This window comes from Streptomyces shinuiensis, assembly GCF_043660855.1.
In the GTDB taxonomy this organism is placed as follows: domain Bacteria; phylum Actinomycetota; class Actinomycetes; order Streptomycetales; family Streptomycetaceae; genus Streptomyces.
The window spans coordinates 5836976-5860652 of the sequence record NZ_JBIHML010000001.1 but is presented as its reverse complement, the minus strand read 5'-3'; the positions used below and the strand labels follow the sequence as shown (position 1 = coordinate 5860652).

Genomic DNA, 23677 nt, shown 5'->3' with positions numbered 1-23677 from the left:
AGCACCACGCTGACAACGCCTCGCTGTCAGCGCGGCGTTGCGTTTTGGGGGGCGTACAGGCGCGCATCCCGCGGGCTCGCCTGTTCCAGTCCGCCTTCCTCAGCCTTTCCTGCAGGACCGATCCGTTCAGCTGCCGAACGACGGTGAAAGGAACAGCAGGCACACCGTCCGTGCGTCTCGGCCTGGTCGACGGCCAGCTGGAACAGACCGCCCAGACGGGAGCGGCGCCGCTGCCCGTCGGCGCAGGCGGCGCTCAGCAGCGCGCCGCTGGACAAGATCCGTTCGCTTCCGGTGGCCGCAGGGCCAACGGCGGATCCGGAGACGCTGTCGAGGAACACCACCGAGAAGAGCCGCGGCACGGCACAGGCCGGCGGAGCCCGCACCGCCGGACAGGCCGCCCGGCCCGGCGCGCGCCCCACGGCGGGGTGCACCCCCGTACCGCCGCTGTGCCGGCACAACGGCCCGGCAGGCACCGGCCCGGTGACGCTGCCGGAATCGGGCAGTGCCGCCCGTCCGGCCGCGTGGAAGCATCAGGCCCGCCCGGGGGGCCGAGCACATCAGGGCGATGCCCCTGCGGGTGAGGAGCGGCACAGGCACGGGGCGGGCGGATGGCGAAGACGAGAAGCAAGAGCATGCGGGCACGGCGGGCCGCCCGGCGCAGAAAGACCGCGGCCGCACACCGGGGCGGACACCGCGCTCCGGCCGCCGCATACCGGGCGCCGGCGGGCAGCCGCGCCGATCTGGAGCACCAACTGCGCCGGGCGCGTAGTCGGCGGACACCGCCCGGCCGGATCAAACGGGCCCTGTGGTGGTGCATGGCCGCAGCCCTGCTGGCCGGAGCGGCGACCACCGGCACCTTCACCGCCTCGGCCGCCGGCTGGGCCGGAACCCCCGGGACACTGACCGCGCGGGAATGCCATCAGAAGTCCAACGGCAAAGGCGGACACAGCACGGTGTGCTCCGGGGTGTTCGTCTCCGACGACGGCCACTCCACCGACCCGCGGGCGAGCATGGTGTGGCACGGCGGCGAGGCGGGCGACACCGTACGGGTCCGCACCGTGGCGCCGGGCGGCTACCAGCAGCAGGGCGTCGACGAGGTGGGGCTGCTGGTGACACTGACCGGCATACTCGCCCTGTCCGGTACGGTGTGCGCCTTCACGGGCCTGCCCGGCACCGGCCGGGACCGGCTCGCCTCCCACCTGCCCGACCGGGCCTTCGCCCGCTACGTGAACTGGCAGACCTGACCCCTCCCCGGCCGCCGCGCGGACAGCCCGGACCGGGGCGCGCCATGCGGCAAGACCCGCACCGGAGACGGAAGAAACCATCGCCCCCTGGCCGCGCCGCGGCCGACCGCCCAGGAGAAAACCCCCGGGGGAGAGGCGGCCGCGGCTCACTCGGGAGCGGGCTCGAGATACGCGTCCAGGCCGAGCTCGGCGTAGGAGGGCTGCTCGCGCTCCAGCTCCCACACGGCGCGGTCCGCGGCGCGCACCACCTCGGCCAGCATGTCGAGCGTGGCCAGCACACGGCCGGCCCCCAGACGGACTCTGCCGCCCACCTCGGAGCGCTCATAGCTCTCCAGCCCGCTCTCGGCCTGATCGTCGCGGAACTTCTCCACCAGCTTCTGCGAGCGCAGCTCACCGTTCTGGTGGGTCAGCAGGTGCCGCAGATCCCGGGCCCACCTGACAGCGTCGGTGTCGACGACGGTGCCCAGCGCCCGGTGCGCCTTGACCAGGGTCGACCAGGGCGGGGACTGATAGTGCCCCGGAGTCTCCAGCCGCAGCGCGCGCCGCCGGCCGCCGACCGTGACCCGGAAGCGGCGGGTGAGTTCCAAGACGGCCTTCTCCAGATACACCTCGAACGCGCTCACGCCGTTGCGGACCACCAAGGACTCCGTCATCCAGGCGTAGGAGGACGGCCACAGCCCGCCCACGGCCCGGTCGAACACCTCGACGTGCTCGTCCCCGTCGTGCCGGTCGGGATCGAAGAACTGGTTGGCGGTCTCCAACGCCTTCCTCTGCTCGCGGTCGTAAGCCTCCGCCGACCAGCGGGCGGAGAGAACCAGGAAAGCCCGGTTCTCCTCATCGGTACGCCGCCAGTCGAAGAACGGCCTGCTGAACATCCCGGTGCTCTCGTCCCACCTCACGCCGGTAAGCGTAGAAGCGGCAACTCCCGCGCGCCGCTGACTTTCCGCCGTGTCCGCCCCCGGAGGGCACGAGGGGGCCGCGCCCCGGCGCACTGTCACAGGCTCCTGCAACGATGAAGCTGTCACCCGGCGGCAGGAGACACCAGCACTCTCCTGCCGCAGAGAGCCGTGCCGGAACACACACAGGAGCAGCGGTGGAGAACTTCAAAGTCGAGTGGACCGACATCCACGGCGCCCCCCGCCGGTCGGTCGTCTCTTACAGCAGGACCTGCGCGGCCGAACGCGTCGCCGAACTGAAAGAACAGGGTCTGACCGACGCGAAGGCGGTACCGGTCCCGCCCGGCCAGTAACCGACAGCCCCCGGCGGCCGGCACCCTGTGGGAGGCCCTGACCGAGGCCCACTACGACACCGCCACCAACCGGTGGCGCCTCCAACTCGACGACACCGGCCTCGCGGGTCTGGCCCACGCCGTGCACCTGGAGGCACTGGCCGGACAGGTCACCGCCCGCAACCGCCTCCACCGCGCCTGCGGCCTCACCCACCACCCCATCCCCACCACCCCGGCCCCCTGACCCCCGCCCTGCCTGCCCGCGCCAACACCATCGAGGACAACCGGCCATGAGCACCCACAACCACAGCGCATACGCCCCGCCCATCGGCGGGATGAAGCACACCCTTCCCGAGCTGACCGACCCCTGCCGCCCGCCCGGCGAGCGCACCTACCCCGAGCACGCCTACCCGGCCGCCGGGGAAGCCCGGTGCCGCCGCTGCAACGCCACCGAGAACAACCACTCGTGAGCGGCATCGACGCCCCGGCCACCACCAGGCAGCCGGGCGGCCCGCCCCGCTGCGCCACAGACCACGAACACAACCGGCGGGTGCGCGCCCGCCTGGCCGAACTGGCCGCCCGCCACGGCATGACGGCCGAGGAAGTCCTCCAGGACATCAACGCCCGCCTGGCCGCCGGACAGCCCCCCACCTCCGAGGCGCCGCCCGCCCCGGCGGCACACCCCGCCCCGCGGCCCAGCCCACGCGTGGTGGCCCACCGGCCCGCCGACGACACCTGGGGCGTGACCGGCGTGGCGTACGACGGCCCCCCGGCCGCACCCCGCCGCCCCTGCGCAGGCGCAGAACCCTGCCCATGGCGCCGGGACGCCCCCCGCGGCCAGTTCCCGCCCCAGGCCTTCCTCCACTCCGCGCCCGGCAACCGCACCGGCGGCCCCACGGGCCGGTTCGGCTGCCACGCCGGCACCCCCGCCCGGCCCCTGCTCTGCGCGGGCTGGCTCCTGGCCGGGGCCGACGGCAACCCCGACGTGCTGGACCTGCTGCGCTCCGGCGCGCTGCCCACGCCCCAACTGCCCGACGGGACGACCGTGTACGGCAGCTACGCCGAGATGGCCGCCGCCAACGGCGTCGACCCCGCCCTGCCGGCCCTGTACCCGGGCGCGGCAACGGCGAGTGAGGAGGAGGACTTCGTTGCGATGAACGCCCTCGCCGACGGGCGCGAGGAACCGTCCCGGAGCGACTGAGGCGACAACACCGGCGGACAGCCTCCGGGGCGGGGCGCTCGACTCGAGTCCGCTCGGCCCGTGTGCAGGATGCCGATGCCCCCGCCGTCCAGGCCGCCGGCCCCGGAATGCTCCGCAGCAGCCCCGTAGATCACCGCGCAGCATCCGCGTTCCGGCGCTGACGGCACCGCTCGGCGGCGGCGTTCGGACGCCCCCGCCGCCAGCGCTCCGCCCGTTCCTTGACCCGTCCGCACCTCCGATGGCAAGGCTTCAAGCCGACTGGCGCTTTCGAAAGCAAGGACGCGGACCGTGGGCGGCCCTGCCCCGCCGGGGTGTGCCTGGCAGGCCGGAGCACCCAGGCCCGCACCGGCCGCGCAGCGGCCCGTCCTCTGGCCGCCCTCCGGCGGCCGGCGTGCCCTGCCCGGCGCGCGGCAGCACACCGGGGCGCCCAGACCGGGCCCGCCCCCCAGGCGAAGGAGAGTGCTCTGCCCGGTTCCCTCGTCGGGGGGAACCCTCCCGGCTTCCGGCCCCGCACCAGAGCGGACGCTGCCATCCTCAGCGGCCATGACCTCCCAGCCGACGACGCCGCACGACCACGCCGAGCGTCTGGCCGCCCACGCGGCCGCCGGAGCACGCCGCGACGGCCGCGTAGGCGCGGTCGCCGCGGTCAACGACCGGCTGCGACGCCCAGGAGCGGTACCCCGCCCCCTCCACCACGACCCGGGCCGCGCCCTGTGGCGGGCGGCCGTCAACCGCGTGCTGCGCGACCACGGCTGGCCCGAGGCCGCCGACCACGAGTTCCACCCTGCCCCCGACCGCTCCCTGCCCACCACCCCGGCCCGGCCGGACACCCCCGCCCACCGCCCCGACCCGTGGCGGTGGACCACCGCACACGCCATCTCCCGCGCCGCCTGCCAGGGCACGGTGCACCGGGTGGTCTTCGACCGCGGCCGCATCACCCACCCCGACCACCCCGACGGCACCTGGCAGACCGCCGCCTGCCACCGCTCACCCCACCTGCGCGCGGTCAAGGACGCCCAGGACGCCGCCGGGCCCCTGCGGTACTTCACCCCCACCTGGTTCACCGACCACGAGGTCGAAACCGTCCCCTGGGAGGAGGCGGCGATGCACTGGGGACCGGTCCCCGACCTGCACCCCGACGCGGACGACGACCGGTTCTGCCAGCGCCGGGCCGCCACCCGCCACGACGACGACCTGCACGAAGCGGTCTTCCCCCCGGTACAGCACCTGGTCCTCCACGACCCGCTGCGCCCGGACCTGACCGGCATCACCGCCGGCCGCGGCACCGGCCTGCCCGACGGAGCCTGGTGGCAGGCCCCGGGCACCCTGCACCTGACGGTGTGCCTGTCGGCATGGTGGCCGCTGGAGGTCGCCGCCCGCCCCTGGCACCACATCCAGTCACTGACCGCCCTGGACGTCCTGGCCTGGGACCTGGAGCGATGTGCCCCCCACCAGATGCTCCTGCTGGACTGGACCGACGACCCCGCCGCCCGCCTGCTGCACCAGCTGGGCCCCTGGGTGGAGGAGACCGGCGGCCCGCTGGCCCCGGTCCTCCTGCGCGCCGAGGTCACCGACCAGCCCGACGGCACCTGGCACATCACCGCCGAACTCGACCGCACCCCGGTGACCGCCCCCTGACCTCCCGGGGCCTGCCGCCCCGGGCCCGCGCAACCGCCCCGACCCGGACGGACACCCCCGCCGCACCGGCCGGTGCCAACCGGTGTGCTGGGCCAGGATGGGAGCCGTGGACGCCGACCGATGCAGCCCTGCCGAGGATCTCCTGTACTGGCGCGGAGACCTGCCCGAGCTCCTCCGGGCGGCCCAGCGCCACAGGACGTCGACTCCCGCCATCTTCACCCGCGGCCACGCCGCCGCCGCCCTGGAGAAGACCCTCGCCGGACTGGCCGGCCCGGGCCAGCTCACCGCCTGGGCCCAGGCGGTGCACTTCCAGGAGGAAGTCGACATCGACGAGGCGCACCAGGACCTGCTGACGCAGTTCCTGCTCGAGATCTCCACCCCGGAGCTGTTCGAACCGGTCACCGCCGAGACCTGCCGACGATGGCTGCACCGGATACGAACGTCCCCACGGAGCACGGCAGACCGGTGACCCGGCCCGGCGCGGTACCGCCTGCCAGCCCTCCCCACTGCCGGACCCCGCACCTGAGGCAGCCGAGGTGCGGCAGCAGCGCCCCCACGGCCTTCTGGCCCAGAGACTGGAGGAGATCACCGCGCCGGGGACGGCGTGGCGCGACAGCACCGGGAACTGGTAACCCTCGCGGCGGCGCCCACCGCGCCGTGCGGCACCACCGCCGTCGACGCCCCGTCGTGCCGCAGACCCCCCGACACCTCTGCGGCCGGGTGAATGGACACAGCCTCGGGGTGGCAGGATTTTCTCAGCGCACTTACGCCGACCGCGCACCCGGAGGGGGAGGGGGCTTCTTGGACGTCCTTGCCAAGCTGCTGGGCAGGGAACCGCCCTACAGCGACTGGCCCAAGAGCTACGACAGCTTCTGCGGCGACATGGCCAAGGCCGCCGGCGTCGCGGTGGCACGGGTCCGCTGCCACCGCAACACCTGGGCCTACCTCCAGGAGAACGTCCCTCAGGACACCGAGACGACCATCACCGGCACCGAACGAGGCCTCAGCGCCGCGTTCAAGCCGCCCGCCCAGGACGAGATCACCTCCGAGGAGGATGGACTGGTCACCGTGCCGCTGTCCGGCACCACCCTCGCGGCGGTACTCAGCTGGTGCCACAACATCCAGCCCAACACCCTCGGCAGCCCCTGGACCGCCCTGGACCGGTCGATCGCCCGCCGCGTCGGCGCCGCGATCTCCCAGGCCCTGGACCACGTGGTTCCCTCCTCCGACGCGAACGGGCCAACGGCCGTCATCTACCTCGACGACCGCATGACCGCCAAGGACGCCACCGCATAGGCACTGGTGTGCTCCGCCCTGGCCCATCATGGGGCGGGTGACGATGCCTTCCCCGGACGAAGTCGAGGCCGCGCGTACTTTGGCGGGCGGCTGGACCCGTGATCAGCTCGCCGCCTGGGGCGTGCCCTGGCCGCCCCCGAAGGGCTGGAGGCAGCGCCTGGCCGACCAGTGGCACGCCGCCCAGCAGGAACCGCACCGGAACGCCGCACCCTCGGGGCCCGGTGGGGGAGAGAAGCCCGCAGCCGCACCTGGCACGGGTGTGGTCCGGGTGCCGGGGCCGGAGGCGGACTGGCAGCCCGCGACCGTTCCGCCGTACCACGTGGGCAACAACCCCGTCTCCCAGGTGAGCCCGTGGCAGTACGCGGCGAGCTTCTACCGGATCGTCGCCGGACTGACACCGCCGCTGGAGACGGTCGCGGCCCGGCTGCGCCTGGAAGTGGAGCGCACCTGGGAGGAACTGGGCGAGGTGGATGTGGCCCTGTTCCGCATCCAGGGCACGGAGTTCGCCCTCAGCCGGTTCGCGCACCGCCAGGATCCCCACCTGTTCGTGTGGCTGAACCGCTCACAGCGCGACATCGAGACGGCCCTGGACCTCCTCCTCGGCACGCTCGGGGTGGGACGCGAGGCCGTGGCCTTCATCGAGGACCAGGAGGGCGACCCGTCCGGCACGCCCGGCTGACCCCTTCCCGTCTCCGGCAACGCACGGCCACGGGGGCCACAGCGGACGGCTTGCGGCGGCAGGAGCCCTGGCCCCGCACACCGCCTGACCACCACCGCCGGGCCCCGGCCACACTCCACCCCACAGCACACGGCCACAACGGGGCGGCCCCCCGCCGCCCGCCCCGCCCCGGGCCGCCAACGCCGGGCGGCGAGACCGATACCCCACAAGTACGGTCCCCCGCTCCCTGGCCCTGCTGTGGGCAACGGCCGGACACCGGGCCGAACCCGGCCTCTAGGCTGTGGCCGTGCGGAACACCAAGGCGTTCAAGGAAGCCGTTGCCCAGACACTCGCGGAGCTGGCCCGCCAGGGGGTGACCCTCGCCCCGGCGACCGTGGAGGACACCATCGAGCAGCAGATCACCACCATCTCCGGGCGGCTCGGCATCCAAACGCGCTCCGCCTGGCGCTACTTCGACGCCAAGAGCACAGCCGACCGCCTGGCGCAGAGCCTGTCCTCCCACGAGCACAGCAGCAACACGGGTGTGGGGCAGGCCCCGATGCCGCCGATCGACAACCCCGAACTCGCCCTGGTCCTCGCCGGGGTGCCGGACTCCCTGGCCCAGACCGGCGGCGACCTGTACGCGGTCATCATCAACGTGGCCGTCAACGCCTGGATGGCCGGCCACATCCACGGCGAGGACGGCTGCCCCGGATGCGACGGCAGCCGCGGCCCGGCCGGACACGACTGGGAGGCCCGGATGCGCACCATCACCGAGATGCAGCCGGACATCACCAAGTGGTTCGACCGCGGCGTGTGGACCCGCGCCGTCAACGACACCGGCTTCACCGTCACCCGCCGCTGACACAGCCCGCAGCCTTGGCCTGTCCGGGGGGCCGGAACGAACTTCATCCACCCCACCGGGAACCGCCGGCACCCTGGGGGCAACCGGACCCGCGCCACCCGGGGCCGGGCCGCCGGGGGAAGCGCACCATGCTGCGCGGCCCCGCCCAGGTCCTGGGCGCCCTGTGTGATACGCAGCCGGAGCACGGCAGGGCATTCCGGCCCACGCCCGCCTGACCCCGCCCGACAGAACTCTCTGCCCCGCTCGCTCTCACCGGCGGGCCCGCCGATGGCCGCCTGCTGCTCGTGGCGCGGGCCGGCACCGCGAAGGCGGACTCGCCGCCGGTCAGGCACTGCCTGACGCGGACACCGTCCTGCGCGAAGGGCCGTGCGCAGGTGCTCAGCCTGGCGGCTGAGCACGGCGAAGGTGGGCGCCTCCGGGATGCGAGCACGCCGGTCGCAGAGCAGCTACGCGTCGCCGTCCTCGTCGTCGCCGGGCCGTTCGAGGTCCTGGTTCAGCGCACGCAGCAGGGCGTGGGCGAGGAGGATCGCCGGCAGAACGAACTCCGGACGGTAGGTGTCGGGCGAGGCCTGGTGCGCTCCGAGGTGGCGGTTGAAGGTGTCCTGAGTGGCGCCGGGTCCGAAGGCGTTCCGCATGCCCGCCACCACCAGATAGTGCTTGAACTGCAGCAGCGTGAGATCGCCCCAGTCCTCCGCATCGTCCAGGGCACTGCCGATGGTGCCGTGATGCCCGGCCCTCGACGGGTAGGCCACCTGGGGGAAGGAACGCCGGATCCAGGCGTTGCCGTGCCTGCTCATCGCACTCTCGAGGACGTTGCCCGCCAGGGCCTGGGCGCCCTCGCCGAAACCGGCCCGCGCGGTGCGGGTGGCGGCGCTCAGGATGGCGACCATGCCGGTGAGTTCGGGATGGGTGACGATCCGGAGGCTGGCGTCGATGTCGTCGAGAACGTCGTCGCGGCGTTCGGCCAGGAGGGCGTAGCGCTCCTGGCGCGTCCCGAGGGGGAGCAGGGCTTTGACGATCCCGGTCCGTGGTGCCCACGCCAGGGACAGTCCGTCGTCCCCACCCATCTCCAGGATGGTGCGGAGCTCCTCGGTGTCCAGACCACCAAGGTTGGCGGGCAGGAAGAGGGCCGCTGTCGCTGCGAGTCGTTCCAGCAGTGCGCGGGGGAGCGACACGCTGCGCACGACGTCGTTGATGCGGCTGTGCCAGTCGTAGATGTCGCTCAGGCTGCTCTGGAGTGCCAGGACGGGCTCGGTAACCGCCCGGTACTGTCGTTGGGCGTCCAGCGCGACCTGATAGACCGTGCCCGGCCCCATGACGCTTTCGACGGTCCGGCGGGCGGACTCCAGCATCCGGATGTGACGGCGGGCGGGCTCAAGCGCCTTGTCGACGGAAGTGAGCCAGGCCGAGGTCTGCCTGAACTGCTCCATGATGCCGGGCAGGTCGCTGCCGGCGCTACGGGTCTGGCGCGGCCCCGCTTCCCGGCCGAAGCCTTCTCCGCCGTCTTCTGCGCCCGGGGTGTCCTCGTCGTTCATACCCTCATGATCCCGATTCCGCCACGGGCGGGCACCGGCATTTGCAGATGCTGTGCCCTGCACAAGGCGCCGGTGCTGGCCGCACCGCCGATCGACCGGTCATCCACGTCGATGGTTTGGGCCCCAGCCACCGGCGCCGCCCCGTACTCAAGGACACGTACTGCCCAGCACGCCGTCGGCAACGAGCACCCAAAGCCGGTGCGGCCGGCCGCGGACCGGTGCCACACTTCCGGGATGTACACCAGCTCCGCCGACCTGCCGTGGCCGGTGCCGGACCCGCGGGCCCGGCACTGGGCGGGCCAGTTCTCCGACATGCACACCATCGTCGAGCCGCTGAAGGTCCCCCAGAGCCTGCCGGTCAATGTCCAGCGGCTGTTCGAGACATGCCGGGAACTGCTCCGCTTCAGCTACTACCACCTGGAGTTCGGCCCGGCCGCCGTCTACACCTCGATCACCGCGGTCGAGGCCGCCCTGAGGGAGCGCTACCAGGGCCGCAACCTCAACGAGATGATCGGCACGGCGCTGGCCGACGGAACCCTCACCGCCGAGCAGGCCGACCGGCTGCACGCCGGGCGGCAGATCCGGAACCGGTATTCACACGGCCGGACGATGCACCCGGCCATGGCCATCCCCTTCGCTGTGCAGCTGGTGGCGGTAGCACTGGAGGTAGTGGCGCTCCTGGATACGAGCGACTCCGGCGAAGACGTCGGCACGCACCCGGCCTGAATGCTGTCGAGGAGCCCCAGGGAGAGTACGACAGGCTTCCCCGATACCCGCGCAGGCGCTGCCTGGCCCAGGTCAGCGGGGTTCTGGGTAGCCGTCCAAGCCGAGTGGCACCGGGGCCAGCGGCCGGTCGTCGCCACTTCGACGGCAGATGCGGTAGTGCTCGCCGCCGGCGGGGCGGAGCACCACGCGGTGCCCGGCGGCACGCCCGGCATCGAGCGCGGCGAGCGCGGCGTGGCCGTCCTCGGCGGTGACGCGGGGGTGGAAGACGATCACGGGGCCGATGTCCAGGCCGCGCCCGGCCACCGTCACGGGGTACTCGCCGGTGACCACGCGGACCGACCGCGGCTCGCCCCCGAGCAGGGACCGCAGATCAGGGCCGTCCTCTCCGCTGAGGGTGATGGTCAGGGTGCGGGCGAAGGGCAGGGCCACGCAGTGCCCCTCGATGACCAGCCGCGCGGCGCGCACGGTGACCCGCTCAGCTGCCGATATCTCCTCGGGCAGGGGGAAGTACTGCTCGCAGTGCCGCTGGAGCACCTCCATGTCCTGCGCGTACAGCCGCAGCTGCTCCACCTGCGCCACCACGGCGGCGTCCTGGCCGGGGGACAGGTACCCGGACGCCGCGGTCCTCCCCTCGGCCCGGACGGCGAACGCGCCTCCGGCCAGCACCCGCCGGTACAGCCCCAGCAGCTTCAGGGCCTCGGCCGGATCGGCCCCGGCCAATCACCGGAGGAAGGACCATTCTGCATCGGCGCGCCCCCTCGATAGGGGCAAACAGCAGCCCCGCAAGCGCGGCCCGGCACATTGTCCACCTCCACCGAGCGGCCGATACTGCCGGCCCCCAGCGGCTGCGCCCACCGCGTCCGTGCGGCACCACCGAAACCGTCGGCGGTCCCGTTCGTGCCGCCAGGGGCCCCCGACGCACTTCCTCTGCGGCCGGGTGAACAGAACCCCACCCGAAAACCCCTTCTCGCGCCGCTATGGGCCACTTGACCGTAGCGGCGGAGAAGGGCAGGGCCGCCCCCCCCGACAACCGGACACCCGACGGGTCACACACGGCTCCGGCGCTACCCAGTGGCGATCCACCGCGCGTGCAGGCAGTCGTCGCGGCGGATTTCCTACGCCGACCGCAGGCAAACGGCGTTCTCGCAGGCGGGCGCACTCCCGCACGCCCAGAAGACGGTCTCACCGCAGGTGGAAAGCACAGATCGATCCGGGTTCTCGGTGGCCGGCCGCGGTTGAAGCACCGTACGCCACCAGAGCCTCGACGTCGCAGAGCGGGCACCCAATACACCGGATTCCAGCCCGCCGGAAACCGCCGACCACGTGGTGCGGCCGAGGACCTCGTACGCGTAGGCCAGCGCGATGTCTTCAGGCCCGCGCCGCTGGTGGCAGTAGAGACAGGAGCCGCCCTCCCCGGCCCCGACGACCAGAGCGAACTGGCCGCACTCCCAGCACACGACGGTACGGGACGTCACAGGGCCGAGACGGGGACGCAGCCGCCGCATCCCGCCGCCGCGACGTAGCCTGCGAATCTCGTCGAGCCCCTTCGCGGATCCAAGCCAGCGACGCGGCGGCATCCCCGCCCGGCGGGCCGATACGGGGCAGCAGCTCCGAGTCCACGAAGTGCATCAGGAACTCCAGCACGCTCACGGCGTTCGCCCCGATCACGTACCGGTTGACCTTGGCGTCGTTGCGGGCGGCCCGTAGTGCTGGAGGCTGGTTGCGGAGCCTGCCCAAGATCCTTGAGGCTTCATCTCTCCTCCTTCGGCCGATGGCGACGCCCGCGAGTGTGACGAGGCGGCGTGTACCGTCTGGTCCACGGTGCAGCTGTCCAGGCTGCCGTCGTCCAGCTTGCTGTACTTGGCATCACCGGGGTTCTTGAACACCAAGCTCCAGTGCTCCAGCTCCAGCCGGTACTTCAGCAGGCACTCCACAGCGGCCTGCAGGTGCACCACGGCGTACTTCAGCTCCCGGCGGGCCGACCTCCTCACCGCGCAGGGTGATCGACCCACAGCTGACCAGATAGTTCCAGGCCGTTGTCCAGCGGCGGGTAGTGCACCCTCGGCGGACCAACTGCCCCGCCGGTGCCACGGTGAGCGCTGCCTGCCCGGCCGGCGCACCGCGCACCTTCTTCCCATCCCTCACAGCGGGAGTGCCTCCCTCTTCGTTCCCCACCACACCTGGCGGGCTGACGGGAGACATCATGCGGTCCGCCCACGAACTCTCGGCAGGCCATGCCCCCTTCCCTCCCAGGGGGCGACAGAGCCGCGGCGCGGGCCGGACGCACCGCATCATCTCAGCGGCACCCGCTCTACGCTCGGCACCTTGCTCGCGCTCAGGTCCGTCGGCGCCCCGGCGCCCGGCTCCGGGGCGCGAGCCGCCAAAAAGGGGCTTGCGGGAAGAAGCTGCTTCAAAGACGGGGCCCGCCGCCACGCACCCCCCAGGAGGCTGATGGTGGATGTTCATCGACATCGACTATCTCGGAGCTCACCCACTAGGCTTTCCGCCATCTGCTGTTCAACGATTCCTTGAGAGCTTGCGGAAAAGAAGGACGGTGAAAGACTCGTGGCTGCAGTGTGGATGGCCGGTCGTTCCGCACATTGCCGCGGATCGGTTGGGCACAGCGCACCGCACCACCTTTGACGGGGCGCGGTTCGTCAGCAGGAGGTAGTCGAGTGACGCGACCGAAGCGCGATCGAGTGGACCGATGGCCACCTGGAAACCCCCACCACCGGATGCGAACCGGCGTTCTCCGCCGGCTGCGACAAACTTGCTACGCCCTGACCCTGGCCAAACGGGACCTCAAGGGCCATCGGGAGCACCCAAATAACCAGAACGACGGCGACCCCGCGCACCTCCGGCCCCGGCTTCGACGTCACCCCTCCACCCCCGAACTCCCTCACCGTCCCCTGACGGCTGCGAAGAGAGCCCGCGGGTTGGTGTTCGTCAATCTGCCATGTCCGACCTCTTACCACGCCCGCGTTGCCGCATGGACTTCGTCCGGACAGGTCTTCCAGGTGATGGCCCGACACCGCCGCCAGCACCACCTTACCAGGTGCTGACCAAACGGGCCCGCCGCCTTGCGGGCAGGTCCTTCCGGCAGGCTTCAGTGCCGGCGGAACCTGTGGGTGGGGCGTCTCCGTCGAGTCCGATACCGACACTTGACCGCGCGTGGACGACCTGCGGCAGGTGCCGGCCCGCGGAGTGCGCGTTCCACTGTCCTGGCAACCACTGCTGGGCCCGCTTGCCGGAGCTTGAACCTGGACGGGATCGGACTGGGTCATCGCCGGCGGCGAGTCCGGCCCCGGCCACTCGGCCGATATGGTCAGGCGTTGGGTACCGGCATCCGGGACGCCTGCCAGGAACAGAACCACCCTCCTTTCTTCTTCAAGCAGTGGGGCGGCCCGCAACCCCCAAGGCCGGCCGGGCCGCGAACTGGACGGGCGCACCTGGGATCAGATGCCGCTGTCCGCCGCGGCAGTGTGGACTCAACCGCCGCGGGCGGTTCGACGACCAGCGGCCCGGATCTTCTCCCTGTTTCTGCTCACCCCGGTGCTGCGGCCGTCTTTGCCCTGTGGTGGTCAGGTGCTTTGATTTGGAACCGCCGCGGGCGGCTACTTCGGTCACCTGCCCGTAGTAGTTCACCGAAGGACCTCCAGCGCTGTGGTCGACCCAATTTGACCGGTCGGCCACACAGCGCAGGAAGCCGTTTCCAGTGTTCTGGGCCATGGGCTGGCACCGCCGCCTTGGCGGACCATCCTCCCGGGTCGGGGACGGAATCAGCGAAAGCGGTGGAGAACACAGCACGTCCGGACTCTCCCTGTTCCTTCTACCACTTCCAACTTCTCCACCAGCGCGTCACGGGCCCGCGGCGGCTGCGTCGCCGAAGACCCACAAGCCGTTGCTGGCGCCATGGCTGCCGCTACAACCAGGTGGTAGACCGGCTTGTGGGCGGGCCTTCGCCACCGGCACCGACCGCACCAAGCCATGCCGGTGGCGGCCGCCAGCCGGCGGGGGCGTACTCGGCGGCCAACCGCCTTCGTCCGCATCCGGGGCCGGCTCCTTCCCCGGGCAGGGAAGAAGTCCCCGCCCACCCAGCCGGCCCCCCGCACACACCTCGTTCGAAACCGTTCCGAGGACCGGCTTCCACGCCTTTGGCCGACCGGGCGTTCGCCGGCCCAGACGGCCGTAGCCGCGACCTATGCTGAAGGTTCATCAAGAACTCCGTAACGGTCCGCCGGTTACGCCCGTCCGGCGCAGCGCCCATAGCCTGCAGTCGAGCCTGATGCCCAGGGCAGGGACCCCAGCCCGCACGGTATCGAGGAACCAAAAACAAGCGGCAGGCCGGCGGGCGGTGCGCATGCACCCTCGTCCAGGACCTGGTCGACCCTCGCCGTGGGATGCACCCGAAACGTCCACAACCCTGGCCCCTGGTAGATCGCGGCGATCTCCTCCAGACGGGTGACCCGACTTGCGTTCCCGCTCGGTGGAAGAGCCAGGGTCCAGCGCAGCCCGTGCCGGGACAGGTGCCTTGGAAGCCACCCGACAATCGCGATCTCCGCCGACCGCGGCCTCGCCGCTTTTCGTTCCGGCCCTCCCGCGGCGTATCCGTCCAGGTACACCACCCGGCCGTCCCGTGAGCCCCGGTCATTCCCGCCGAAAAACTGACGGATTTGTACCGCCCCAGAAGAGCTTGTGGCTTGAACACGCTCGGCAAGCGCTTTGCTCCGCCCAGTACGCCCCGCTCGTTCCCGTCGACATTGCCAAGCCCCCCTCAGCCCTTCGACACCTCGGTTACCCGATGGTGGAATGCTTCGTTGTGACTGCGTAAGAGAGCTGCGTCGGGGTGTCACCTCGCCCCCGCGCGCCTGGCGCCTTACGCGGTGCCCGGGCCCGCTGTCCAAAGTGACGCGCTGACCACTTTGTCCTCACCGGCGATGAACGTTGACGGTGACCTGCAGGGTCCCTCCTGCCAACGCGGTCACACCGAGCGTGGCCACCGAAGCGATCTCGTCTGTGCGCCCCACCGCGATAAGGAGCACTATCCCGATCGCCGACATCAGAGCCACCATGCCGGGCAACCATCGAAGGACGCGCGAGAGTCGGTGTCCGCGAGTTACCGCACCATCGTTTGTTGTCTGGTCAACCACTTGTGCTCCACATGCTTGCTGGATCTGTTAGACCTTTGAGCCGGGGGACGGTCCTGCGCAGCGGCAACCCTTCTGTGTTCCAGAGGTTCGAAGAAACAGGAAGCCGTCCCACCGGGGCTCTTGCAGAAGGTAATTCGAGAGGGTTCACCTTCAAGCTTCGCTAGCTGGATAGTTGGGCTTTATCCCGGGAGACAAACGCAGGGTTGTTCGGCGACACCCGGAGTAGGGAACGGCAAAGATCGTGGGGGGTGAGAAATCGAGGGCGTCGGGGTCGCCCATGGGCGCCAGCACGAGGTTCCGGTGTGCGAGATCAACGATGGCTGGTTGCACCTCGTCCAGATCGTGGCTGGACCATGCCGCGGCTGTCGGTTGCGGTCTTACACCATCGGCTGACTTCCGCGAATCATTTCCATGACGGCTATGGTGCCCGAGCTCCGGAAGCTGCGTGACCTGGCTGGCGGGCGACGGGCTCGCCTTGACTCTGGTGGAAAGCGATCCGCGGGACGGCTGTTTCCCGCACGAGATGCACCAGGAGGGCCACCCGACAGCTTCTCCCGGGCGAGAGAAGCCTGTGGGAAGCCGCGCAAGAACGAACCGACCCCCCTGGTGGGCCGGGACAAACGAGCCTGCGTCACCTCCCGGGAAACTCATCGAAGCCGCAAAGAGCGCCACCATCGCGGCCTACGAGGAGATGTGAACCGGGCCAGGCAGGCCTACGGAGGGCCAATGCGAAGGCGGGGGGCGTGCGCAGGGCTCTTCAGGTGGCCACCTGGTCTTTGGCCCTGCTGGGTCAGCGCCCAGGCCACCGCATTGCCGACCTGGACTCGCCACAGATCGACGCGCTGCTTCCAGGCCCGCCTCCGCCAACCGGGGAGCTTGGGGATCCTGCAAAAAGCGCCTTGGCAGCGGGCCCAAGGACCAGGAACACCGGCCTTTCGCGAAACAACTGAGCCGCGCCGAGGGCAGGAGCGGGATACCGCCCAAACAGGTGGCCGACCACGCCGCGCGCCGCATCCAGGGCCCTGGAGGAAACCTCTCACGCCGGAAGGTGGCGCACCCGGCCAAGCGGCAGCCTCAACGGCCTGCTCCCGGACCGGCGGCCGATCTGTCCATGCCCACAGGCCTGGGGCCCCGGACCCGGGACGAGGTGGCTCTGGTACATGTTCGACAGAGCCCTTGCAAAGAAGTTCCGCTCCGGCTCTTGGACCAAGAGCACGAGGCCGTCCAAGAGGGCCGCCCGACCGAAGTGGGGCTGGCACGCCACACCGCAGTCCGCCAACCGGCCCACACGGACCCAATCTCGTCCCAGGCGAGGTAGTACCACCACCACCGAAACCATCCGCCGCCTCTGACCGCCGGCCCAGCGGCATTTACGGCAGGCGTACGTCGCCTGCCGCCGGAGGGTTGTTCCCGGGACAAACCTCGAACAACCTCCAAGAAGGTCGGCGCTCCATGGGAGCAGGTTCACCCGTCCCTCCTGGGCCGAGAATGCCAAGTGGCCAAAACCATCATGCGGTTCGCGAGTGCAGCCCAGCCGGCCGCATCGCCCGCGGCGTCGATCTGGACGAGGCCGTTGCTCGGGCGTGTTTGCCGTGCCGAGCGTCCCGGGCGTTCATCCGACGAAATTCCCTGGTCTATCTGCGCGCGATCCGCTGCCGGTGGATGGACGAGCGGCCCACCGGGCCCTTCACTGCTGCGGCTGCGCCGTTACCGACCGGCTGGGCCGACCATGACCCGTCGCCCCGGGCCTCCGCCGACGGTGACCCCTCCGAGACCAACGAGCGTGCCCATGCCGGTTGCTCGTCGGCCCACCAAGAGAGATCCTTGTCCGGGTCCGGGAGATGATCGAGAGTACGCGGCGGCGGCCCCCTCGCGGAGGTGCTGCGCGGAAGTACGGTCCCCGCTACTAGGCCAGCTACAGCCGTCGGATCGGCAGCGCTGACTGAGCTGCTTCAGCTCCCTACAGACTCCAAGCATTTTATTTTCCTTGGGGCCACACGTCATTCCTCGCCCCCGCTGCGGGCCGCCGCGGGTCCATCGGGCGCGGCCGTTTCCTGGCGCCGCAACCGACCGGGACCGCCTTCTGAGGGCGAACGACCTGCTTGGCGGCCCGCGCAACTGGCCACCCAGACCGCGCCTTGGGCGTGGACAAAAACAGTGGCTCTACGGGACGCGAGACCGTACATTTCGGCCGACGAACTCCATGCGCACCATGCTCCCCAACGAGCTGCCCCCATCCCACCGGTGTGACGCTGGCCAGCGCCTACCTCCCCGCTTCTCAGACAGCCCGGTGGGCGGCGACTGGTTACGACGCGTACCGCTGCCCGAGCGGCCGGGTGGGCCCTGGTCGTCGGCGACGTCATGGGACCACTCCATTGACCTCCGCGGGGCCGATTCATGGGCCAGCTGCGCACCACCGCCCCAGACCCTGGCCGGACTCGACCTGCCGCCGCAGGAAGGTGCTGCACCAACCTCGACGAGCAGGCCCAGCGCCTGCGGCAGCGACCGCATGGCGACCTGCCTGTACGCCGTCTACGGGACCCCGTGGCCCCAGCCGGATCGTGGGGGGGGTGGCCTAAGCGCCGGGCACCCGCCGCGGTGATGCTGCCACCGCGACGGGCCACCGGCCGAGGTGCTGCGGCGTCCCGGCACGGAGCCCCCATCGGGGTGGTGGGGGCGTGGGACTTCGAGCGCGGGGAGCTGGGACGCCCCGGCCGGCGGCCCACCCCTGCTTGCTCTACACCGACGGCCTGGTGGAGTCCCGCCACCGGGACGTGTGGACCGGGGATCGAGGCAGCTGCGCGAAGAAGCTCAACCGACACCGCCGGGCTGACCCGCCCAAAAACGACACCCGCGCCGCCGCTGGAACCGCGTGTGCGACGAGGTGCTGGACATCCCTACGGCCCGGCGACCGGCACGCACGACATGTCCGCGGCTGCTGGCCGCCCGCTTTCGACGGCTATCCCTGCCCAGGCGGACGTGGCCTACTGGCACCGTACGACCCGGACAAACCGAAAGCCGTGCACCCCAAAGCCCGTCGCCTTGGCGCGGTGCGCGCTGGAGCGCTGGGAGCTGACCGGATCTGATGGACTAACGGTGGAAGCTGCCTGGTCAGCGAGGTGGGTCCAACGCCGTTCCGCTAACGCCGAGCGGCCCATGCACCGCTCGCATGGCTGCTGCGCCACCGACATGCTGCGCCTTGCGATGTCGGGGACGACCGTGCCGCAGCTGGCCCAGGCTTGCGGCAGGCCAGGGCGACCGGACGAGGGCGGGCGGGGCCTGCTACCTGGTCAACCCGGGCTGCCCGGCGCTGTTTTCGGGGCGCGACTGAGCTGCGCACCGCCAAGGTGGTTCTGGTTCGAGCTTGGACCGTTGCCCCGCTCTTTTGCGGGGCGTCGTGCCCACCTGCGGCAACCGCACGGCCATTCGCAACGAATACCACTGACCTGCTGAAGCTGCGAGGATTCCGGTGGTGATATTGCCGTCGTCCTCTGCCGGCTCGGGTCCTTCAGACAGGCGCGGAAGCGTCGGCCGGCTAGCTGCGCAAGGGCGCCGGCCGCCTGCAGGCTGCCCGCCCAATCACCGGCGTGCCGGTCAGCCGCCGTCGGCAACGGCAGACCAAGGCCTGCTGAAGCAGCGCGATTCCGCCTTCGCTTGGAGATGGCAGTGGAGTACGTGAACTTGAATTCGTATGTCGTGCAGTCTGAGAGTCAGGGCCGTGAGCCGGCGAGCAGCCGTCGACCACGTTCGGAGCGGTACGGGACCTTCCCTCGGCCCGCCGGGTAGGCCCGAGGCCGTGCCTGTCATCAGGACCAGGAGCGACCCGCCCGGCTGACCCCGTTTCCCCGCCGTGGCTCGCGCGCGCACGGCCCACAGGGCCCCACCCTTTGTGAGGGCGGCCCTGCGCAGCCCAAGGCCTGCCCCCAATAGCGCTCGCCAAAGCCTCGCAGACCACGATGCGTGGACGACCAAGGCAACCACTCCGGCCTTCGCCACTACGGCCGGCCGATCGAGGAGGTCAGTGCACTGGCTTGCGGTCTCCAGTTGGCTGCCCATGGGCCGTCCGCGTCGCCTGCTCCAATCCACTGCTCGTGTTCGTGCGGGTGAGCCGAATCGACAGCCCCGGCGCCCCGCGCTCCCCCACCACTGTCCAGAGCGCGCAGTACTTCGTCGGCCAGGCGGCGGGGGCCGCCCTGGCGGGCCACTACCCCGCGACCCGGGCCGGCGTCGCGTTCCCGCGCGGGGGCGAGTGGCCCAGGGAGTGTGCCGTCGTGCACCACGCGTTCACTCGCCTTCTGTCGCCGTTTCGGTGAGTTACCTCGGGCAGAAGTACCCCAGGGCGAACGGCAGGTGCCCGCCCTCCGGCCCGGCCAAGGCATCCAAGGACGGGGGAAACGGTCCCTCCACCTTCCAAGGATGCGTCGCGGATGCGTGACAACGGCCCCTGGCCGTGCCGCGGCAGGCATGAAACATTCTCCAGCCCCTGCATTCCACCCCGACGCCGCCCGCCCCACCGTCCGCGACGGTGAGCAGCGAACGTAGCCCCAGCCGCCCCCAGGTGACATCCGCCCCCCGGCCGCGTCTGCTCCACCCACGCCCAACGGCACCTCCTCGGACGGCGTAGTTTGGCGATCACCCGGGTCATACGGCGCGTCCTTGCCCATCCGGCCGTTACCTCCCCGACCTGGACCGGCCAGCCTTGCGCGCCAGCCGCTTACCAGCCGAGTCCTCAGGCGCCGGCGCGCCAGGGATGCGTCGACCTCGACGAGTGATCCCGGCCGGTCCGGCGCGGTGGCGCGAGCAGGCTGCTTCCAGCGGTGCCCCGTCCCCACTCCAAGCAACCCGCCGCCGGGTTCCAGCAGCAGCGAGTCGAGCATTCCACCACGACCCCGGGACACCGACAGTACTCGAGGACGGGCCCGGCCGCCGGTATCGGGTGACGGCCGGGGCGTCCGCCCCGTAACCTCGGGCCGCCCACCGCCCCGATTTCGGCCGCCCGGCCACCGGCACGTAGGGACACCGGCGGACCCAGTCCCAGACCACAGCCGTCGGGGGCGAACCGTTGCCGGCAGGTCCTCGGACGGGCCCGGCGATCACGGCGCTCGCTCGGGCCACAGACCACGCTCCGCCATGGCCTCGGCCAGATGGCGGGCTGGCTGCGTCGAGCGGGCACCGGGTCAGTCCTTCTTTGCTTGCCGCCGCCCGCGGCGGGGTGGGCACCTGCCCGTCGCGTTCCCCGGCGGCGAGTTGCCCTGCCCGGGTCGGCTCCGGCTTCCGGTGATCACCCACAGCAACCTCCCATGTTGGAAAGTGACGCCCATCATGGCCCAGTGTCCGCCCGGGCCGCCGTATCCGCAGATCCGCCGAAAACCCACCCCGCCGCGCGGCTCCGGACCCCGCGCGCGTTCCGGCAAAGGCGGGCGGCCCTGCCGGATGCGGCAACCAGCACGGCTGGACGAAGTGGCGGGCATGAGCACCCGTGCGGCCGCAGGAGGACTGCGACACCAACCGCCGAACATCACCGGCCGGCGTGACGTGTCCGCCGGCGGCTGCGATGCGAGCCTGCGTCTGCTCGCGCAGGTGCGGTCCAGGTCTCCAGGGAAGCCGTTGGCGCGGTGTTGTCCCGGGCCAGGCCAGAACGGTCCGTTCGGCCTGGAGCTGATCCGTCAGGCTGTGAGTCGTGCCATATCGGGTCCAGCAGGTCAGGAGCTGTCGTGCGAACTGCCGGGGGCCGGGGTAGGTTTTTGTTTTCCCGTGTGAGATCATCTGTGAGGACGGGCCCAGGCCGCGTTCGTCTGATCCGGGCGCGCAGGGCGGCCAGGGCGGGGGCTTGTCGGGCCGCATGAACAGGCCGGCATCACATTACACGGCCGTAGGAAGGGCCGCAGCCCGTCAGCACGTGCGCCGTATTCAGCTCTTCCCAGCTCCCTGCCGGCCTGCTCCAGGGAGGTCCACGCGGCCGACGGGCTCCAGTCCCATCGCGGGCGCCTCACGAGCTCGCCGCCCAGTATCTGCTGTCCAGTTCCTCCGCGTGCAGGCCAACATCCCCATCGCGGCGAAGCCTTCGCCAGGCGTCTGCGCCACTTCTTCCGGCCCAGCCGATCGTCCGCGGCCAGGGCACGATCCCGCCGGCAGCGGCCCGTCGTCGTGGGCAGGTCCTCATCTGCCCACAGCGCTGCCCGCCACCCGGCCAGGATGCGGCGAAGCGTGATACGGGCGGGAAGCGACCATCTCCTCGCGACTGTATTAAAGGCATCCGGGCCCTCTCCCCCCTACCGCAAGCCTTTCCGGCCAGTCCATCAGGTACTGCTACGTGAGTGGCCGCCGCCCAGTGAGAGCCCGGACGACCGCGGCCTCGGCGGCTCGGCACCACCGCCGCACCGGGCAGCCGGGCGCGCCCGCCCGGCGAACAGGCGAGCACCGCCAGCCGCCGTCACGCCCCTGCCGGGTGTGCCGGCCACGCGGCCGCCTCTTCCACCACCATCGTTCAATCGCGTCCCACCTGCGCTTCCCCGCCCGCGCCCCAGCCCCCCGCCGCGGTGCGCTGCAGCAAGCCCTTCCCGGACGCCACCCCTCCAACCGATGCCTCACCACTCAGCTCACATGCGGCGAGCTTCATCGATGACCTGGCTGATCTGGCCCAGCTCGGCGCTCCCGTACACCTGACCTTACAACCCCGAAGTGCCCCCGCGCAGCAGGAAAAGCATCTGGCTCACTGGGCCCACCAGCAGCCCCCCCCGAGATGGGCACGACCGCAAGTAGCCATCCCATGACCGACCGCCAGCGCACTCATCCGCACACGGGCCGCCGCGCCCTATGCACCACCATCACCCTCGCCCCTCCTGGCCGCATCACCCACCCCGGCCACCTGATGGCGACTCCTGCTCCCCTCACTGCCTGCTGGCCATCACCGCCGTCATCGGCCCTCGCCTCGCCTTCGCCGCACCCCCGCCACCCGCACCCGCAGACTGCAAAAAACCCTCGACCTTCCTGCTGCGCCTGTCCCTGTTACACCCCGGAACTACCCCACCTCACCCCGCGACACGGAAAGCGAGCCCGCAGAGACACGGGACTCGCATACCCGGAAACACGAAAACTGACTACCCGTCCTGGCCCGGCATCGAGCGGTTACCGGTACGAAGTGGACCCGCCCCGGACCCGCCACGGGCTGGGTGAGGCCGAAGGACTGGGCGGCAGTGTGAGGGCTGGGTGTGGGGCCGTTAACGTGCGCCCGTTGATCGTTGGAGGCGGCCCTGTTCCGCCACCGACGACGAGCGCGACACGGCTGTACTCCTACCCCCTGGCCGGCCCCGACCGGACCGTGCGGTGTGGTTTGCCACCCGGTCGGCAGCGACGTGTTGCGTCGAGATCTCAACGCTGTGCCAACGCGAGTACGTATCAGGGCCGACACCCTGCTGTCCGCCTTCGCCACCACCTGAACTCCTCGCGGGCCGTCAGGCGCGTATCCGCGTACTCCTGAACGGCCGCCCCACCGCTGTCGGCTCGGCGCCCTCGTGAAGACCAGCAGCTGCGCGTCATCGCTGCCGAGGGCCTCGGTGAGGCGGTATTTCCGCGACGGAGGCCGCCGCGCCCGCGGCTTGGACGTGGAGTTCACCGACGTGGAGCATCTGGAGTTCGAGCTGCAGCAGCCACACCGCACAGTTGTGAGCCCCGGACGAATGGGTGTTGTGGTCCGGAGCTTGCCCACGCATGTGCGGTGATCGGATGTCATGCGGCTGCGCGACGACCTCGGAGCCCGGCTTGTCTTTGTCTGGTTCTGAGTTGCCGGTGCATCCACGCCAGTCCCGCGTGGGGATGCTTCTTCATGAGCGGGGTGGTGGCGCGGGGCGGGTGGCGAGGTGGTCCTGGAGTTCACGATGACGGAACTGCCATGCGTTTCCGGACACGCGCAGGATGCCGAGTTTCGTAGCAAGATGTTCCCAGGAAGCGGCCGCAGTCGCCACTGGCAGCTTCCTGCCGCGTGCGAGGAGGAGCACGAAATACCCCGCGAGGGCTGCGACGCCTCCTGCGGCAGGGTGCCAAATATCAAGATGCCGATCATTAACCCCATGAAAAAAATACCCAAAGACCGACGCAATTCCAGCTGCCGGACAGGAGTCGAATCTGCGGGACAAG

General features: G+C 71.1%; 16 protein-coding genes and 1 pseudogene. 12 read left to right on the top strand and 5 right to left on the bottom strand.

Annotation, left to right across the window (positions count from 1 at the left end):
- Window positions 1-26 precede the first annotated feature (26 nt).
- On the bottom strand, window positions 27-341 hold the full coding sequence (locus ACGRHY_RS26405; protein ID WP_394637762.1) for a hypothetical protein: 315 nt from the start codon (window positions 339-341) through the stop codon (window positions 27-29).
- Between the two features lie 267 nt (window positions 342-608).
- Between ACGRHY_RS26405 and ACGRHY_RS26400 the strand changes: the two genes are divergently transcribed.
- The gene (locus tag ACGRHY_RS26400; RefSeq protein ID WP_394637763.1) at window positions 609-1244 is read left to right on the top strand and encodes a hypothetical protein; all 636 of its coding nucleotides are present in this window, start codon (window positions 609-611) and stop codon (window positions 1242-1244) included.
- Between the two features lie 146 nt (window positions 1245-1390).
- Here ACGRHY_RS26400 and ACGRHY_RS26395 read toward each other — a convergent pair whose 3' ends face one another.
- Window positions 1391-2143 (bottom strand): hypothetical protein, encoded by a 753-nt coding sequence (locus ACGRHY_RS26395; RefSeq protein ID WP_394637764.1) that lies wholly within the window; start codon window positions 2141-2143, stop codon window positions 1391-1393.
- Between the two features lie 194 nt (window positions 2144-2337).
- On the opposite strand from ACGRHY_RS26395, the gene ACGRHY_RS26390 reads away from it, so the two are divergent.
- From ACGRHY_RS26390 to ACGRHY_RS26350, 9 genes are all read left to right on the top strand, one after another.
- Window positions 2338-2493: a DUF8636 domain-containing protein gene (locus ACGRHY_RS26390; protein ID WP_394637765.1), complete on the top strand. Its 156-nt coding sequence runs from the start codon at window positions 2338-2340 to the stop codon at window positions 2491-2493.
- A gap of 25 nt (window positions 2494-2518) precedes the next feature.
- On the top strand, window positions 2519-2716 hold the full coding sequence (locus tag ACGRHY_RS26385; protein WP_394638207.1) for a DUF6417 family protein: 198 nt from the start codon (window positions 2519-2521) through the stop codon (window positions 2714-2716).
- Between the two features lie 46 nt (window positions 2717-2762).
- Window positions 2763-2942, top strand: coding sequence for a hypothetical protein (locus ACGRHY_RS26380; RefSeq protein ID WP_394637766.1), 180 nt, complete (start codon window positions 2763-2765; stop codon window positions 2940-2942).
- Entirely contained in the window at window positions 2939-3673 is a 735-nt protein-coding gene (locus ACGRHY_RS26375) for a DUF6283 family protein (RefSeq protein WP_394637767.1), read from the top strand. Before ACGRHY_RS26380 ends, ACGRHY_RS26375 begins: the two co-directional genes overlap by 4 nt.
- Before the next feature lie 543 nt (window positions 3674-4216).
- Entirely contained in the window at window positions 4217-5311 is a 1095-nt protein-coding gene (locus ACGRHY_RS26370) for a hypothetical protein (RefSeq protein ID WP_394637768.1), read from the top strand.
- Between the two features lie 106 nt (window positions 5312-5417).
- Window positions 5418-5780, top strand: coding sequence for a hypothetical protein (locus ACGRHY_RS26365; RefSeq protein WP_394637769.1), 363 nt, complete (start codon window positions 5418-5420; stop codon window positions 5778-5780).
- Between the two features lie 332 nt (window positions 5781-6112).
- Window positions 6113-6607, top strand: coding sequence for a hypothetical protein (locus ACGRHY_RS26360; RefSeq protein WP_394637770.1), 495 nt, complete (start codon window positions 6113-6115; stop codon window positions 6605-6607).
- A gap of 37 nt (window positions 6608-6644) precedes the next feature.
- On the top strand, window positions 6645-7286 hold the full coding sequence (locus ACGRHY_RS26355) for a hypothetical protein (protein ID WP_394637771.1): 642 nt from the start codon (window positions 6645-6647) through the stop codon (window positions 7284-7286).
- A gap of 286 nt (window positions 7287-7572) precedes the next feature.
- Window positions 7573-8130 carry a hypothetical protein gene (locus ACGRHY_RS26350; RefSeq protein WP_394637772.1) on the top strand — a complete coding sequence of 186 codons (558 nt, stop codon included), beginning with the start codon at window positions 7573-7575 and terminating at the stop codon, window positions 8128-8130.
- Between the two features lie 446 nt (window positions 8131-8576).
- Here ACGRHY_RS26350 and ACGRHY_RS26345 read toward each other — a convergent pair whose 3' ends face one another.
- The gene (locus ACGRHY_RS26345; RefSeq protein ID WP_394637773.1) at window positions 8577-9665 is read right to left on the bottom strand and encodes a hypothetical protein; all 1089 of its coding nucleotides are present in this window, start codon (window positions 9663-9665) and stop codon (window positions 8577-8579) included.
- Between the two features lie 234 nt (window positions 9666-9899).
- Between ACGRHY_RS26345 and ACGRHY_RS26340 the strand changes: the two genes are divergently transcribed.
- Window positions 9900-10391 (top strand): DUF4145 domain-containing protein, encoded by a 492-nt coding sequence (locus ACGRHY_RS26340; protein WP_394637774.1) that lies wholly within the window; start codon window positions 9900-9902, stop codon window positions 10389-10391.
- 72 nt (window positions 10392-10463) lie between these two features.
- Here ACGRHY_RS26340 and ACGRHY_RS26335 read toward each other — a convergent pair whose 3' ends face one another.
- Window positions 10464-11111 carry a hypothetical protein gene (locus ACGRHY_RS26335; RefSeq protein ID WP_394637790.1) on the bottom strand — a complete coding sequence of 216 codons (648 nt, stop codon included), beginning with the start codon at window positions 11109-11111 and terminating at the stop codon, window positions 10464-10466.
- A 944-nt stretch (window positions 11112-12055) separates the two neighbouring features.
- Window positions 12056-12346 (bottom strand): hypothetical protein, encoded by a 291-nt coding sequence (locus ACGRHY_RS26330; RefSeq protein WP_394637789.1) that lies wholly within the window; start codon window positions 12344-12346, stop codon window positions 12056-12058.
- 10708 nt (window positions 12347-23054) lie between these two features.
- On the opposite strand from ACGRHY_RS26330, the pseudogene ACGRHY_RS26325 reads away from it, so the two are divergent.
- Window positions 23055-23184: pseudogene (locus ACGRHY_RS26325) on the top strand (telomere-protecting terminal protein Tpg); the annotation flags it as partial.
- Window positions 23185-23677 lie beyond the last annotated feature (493 nt).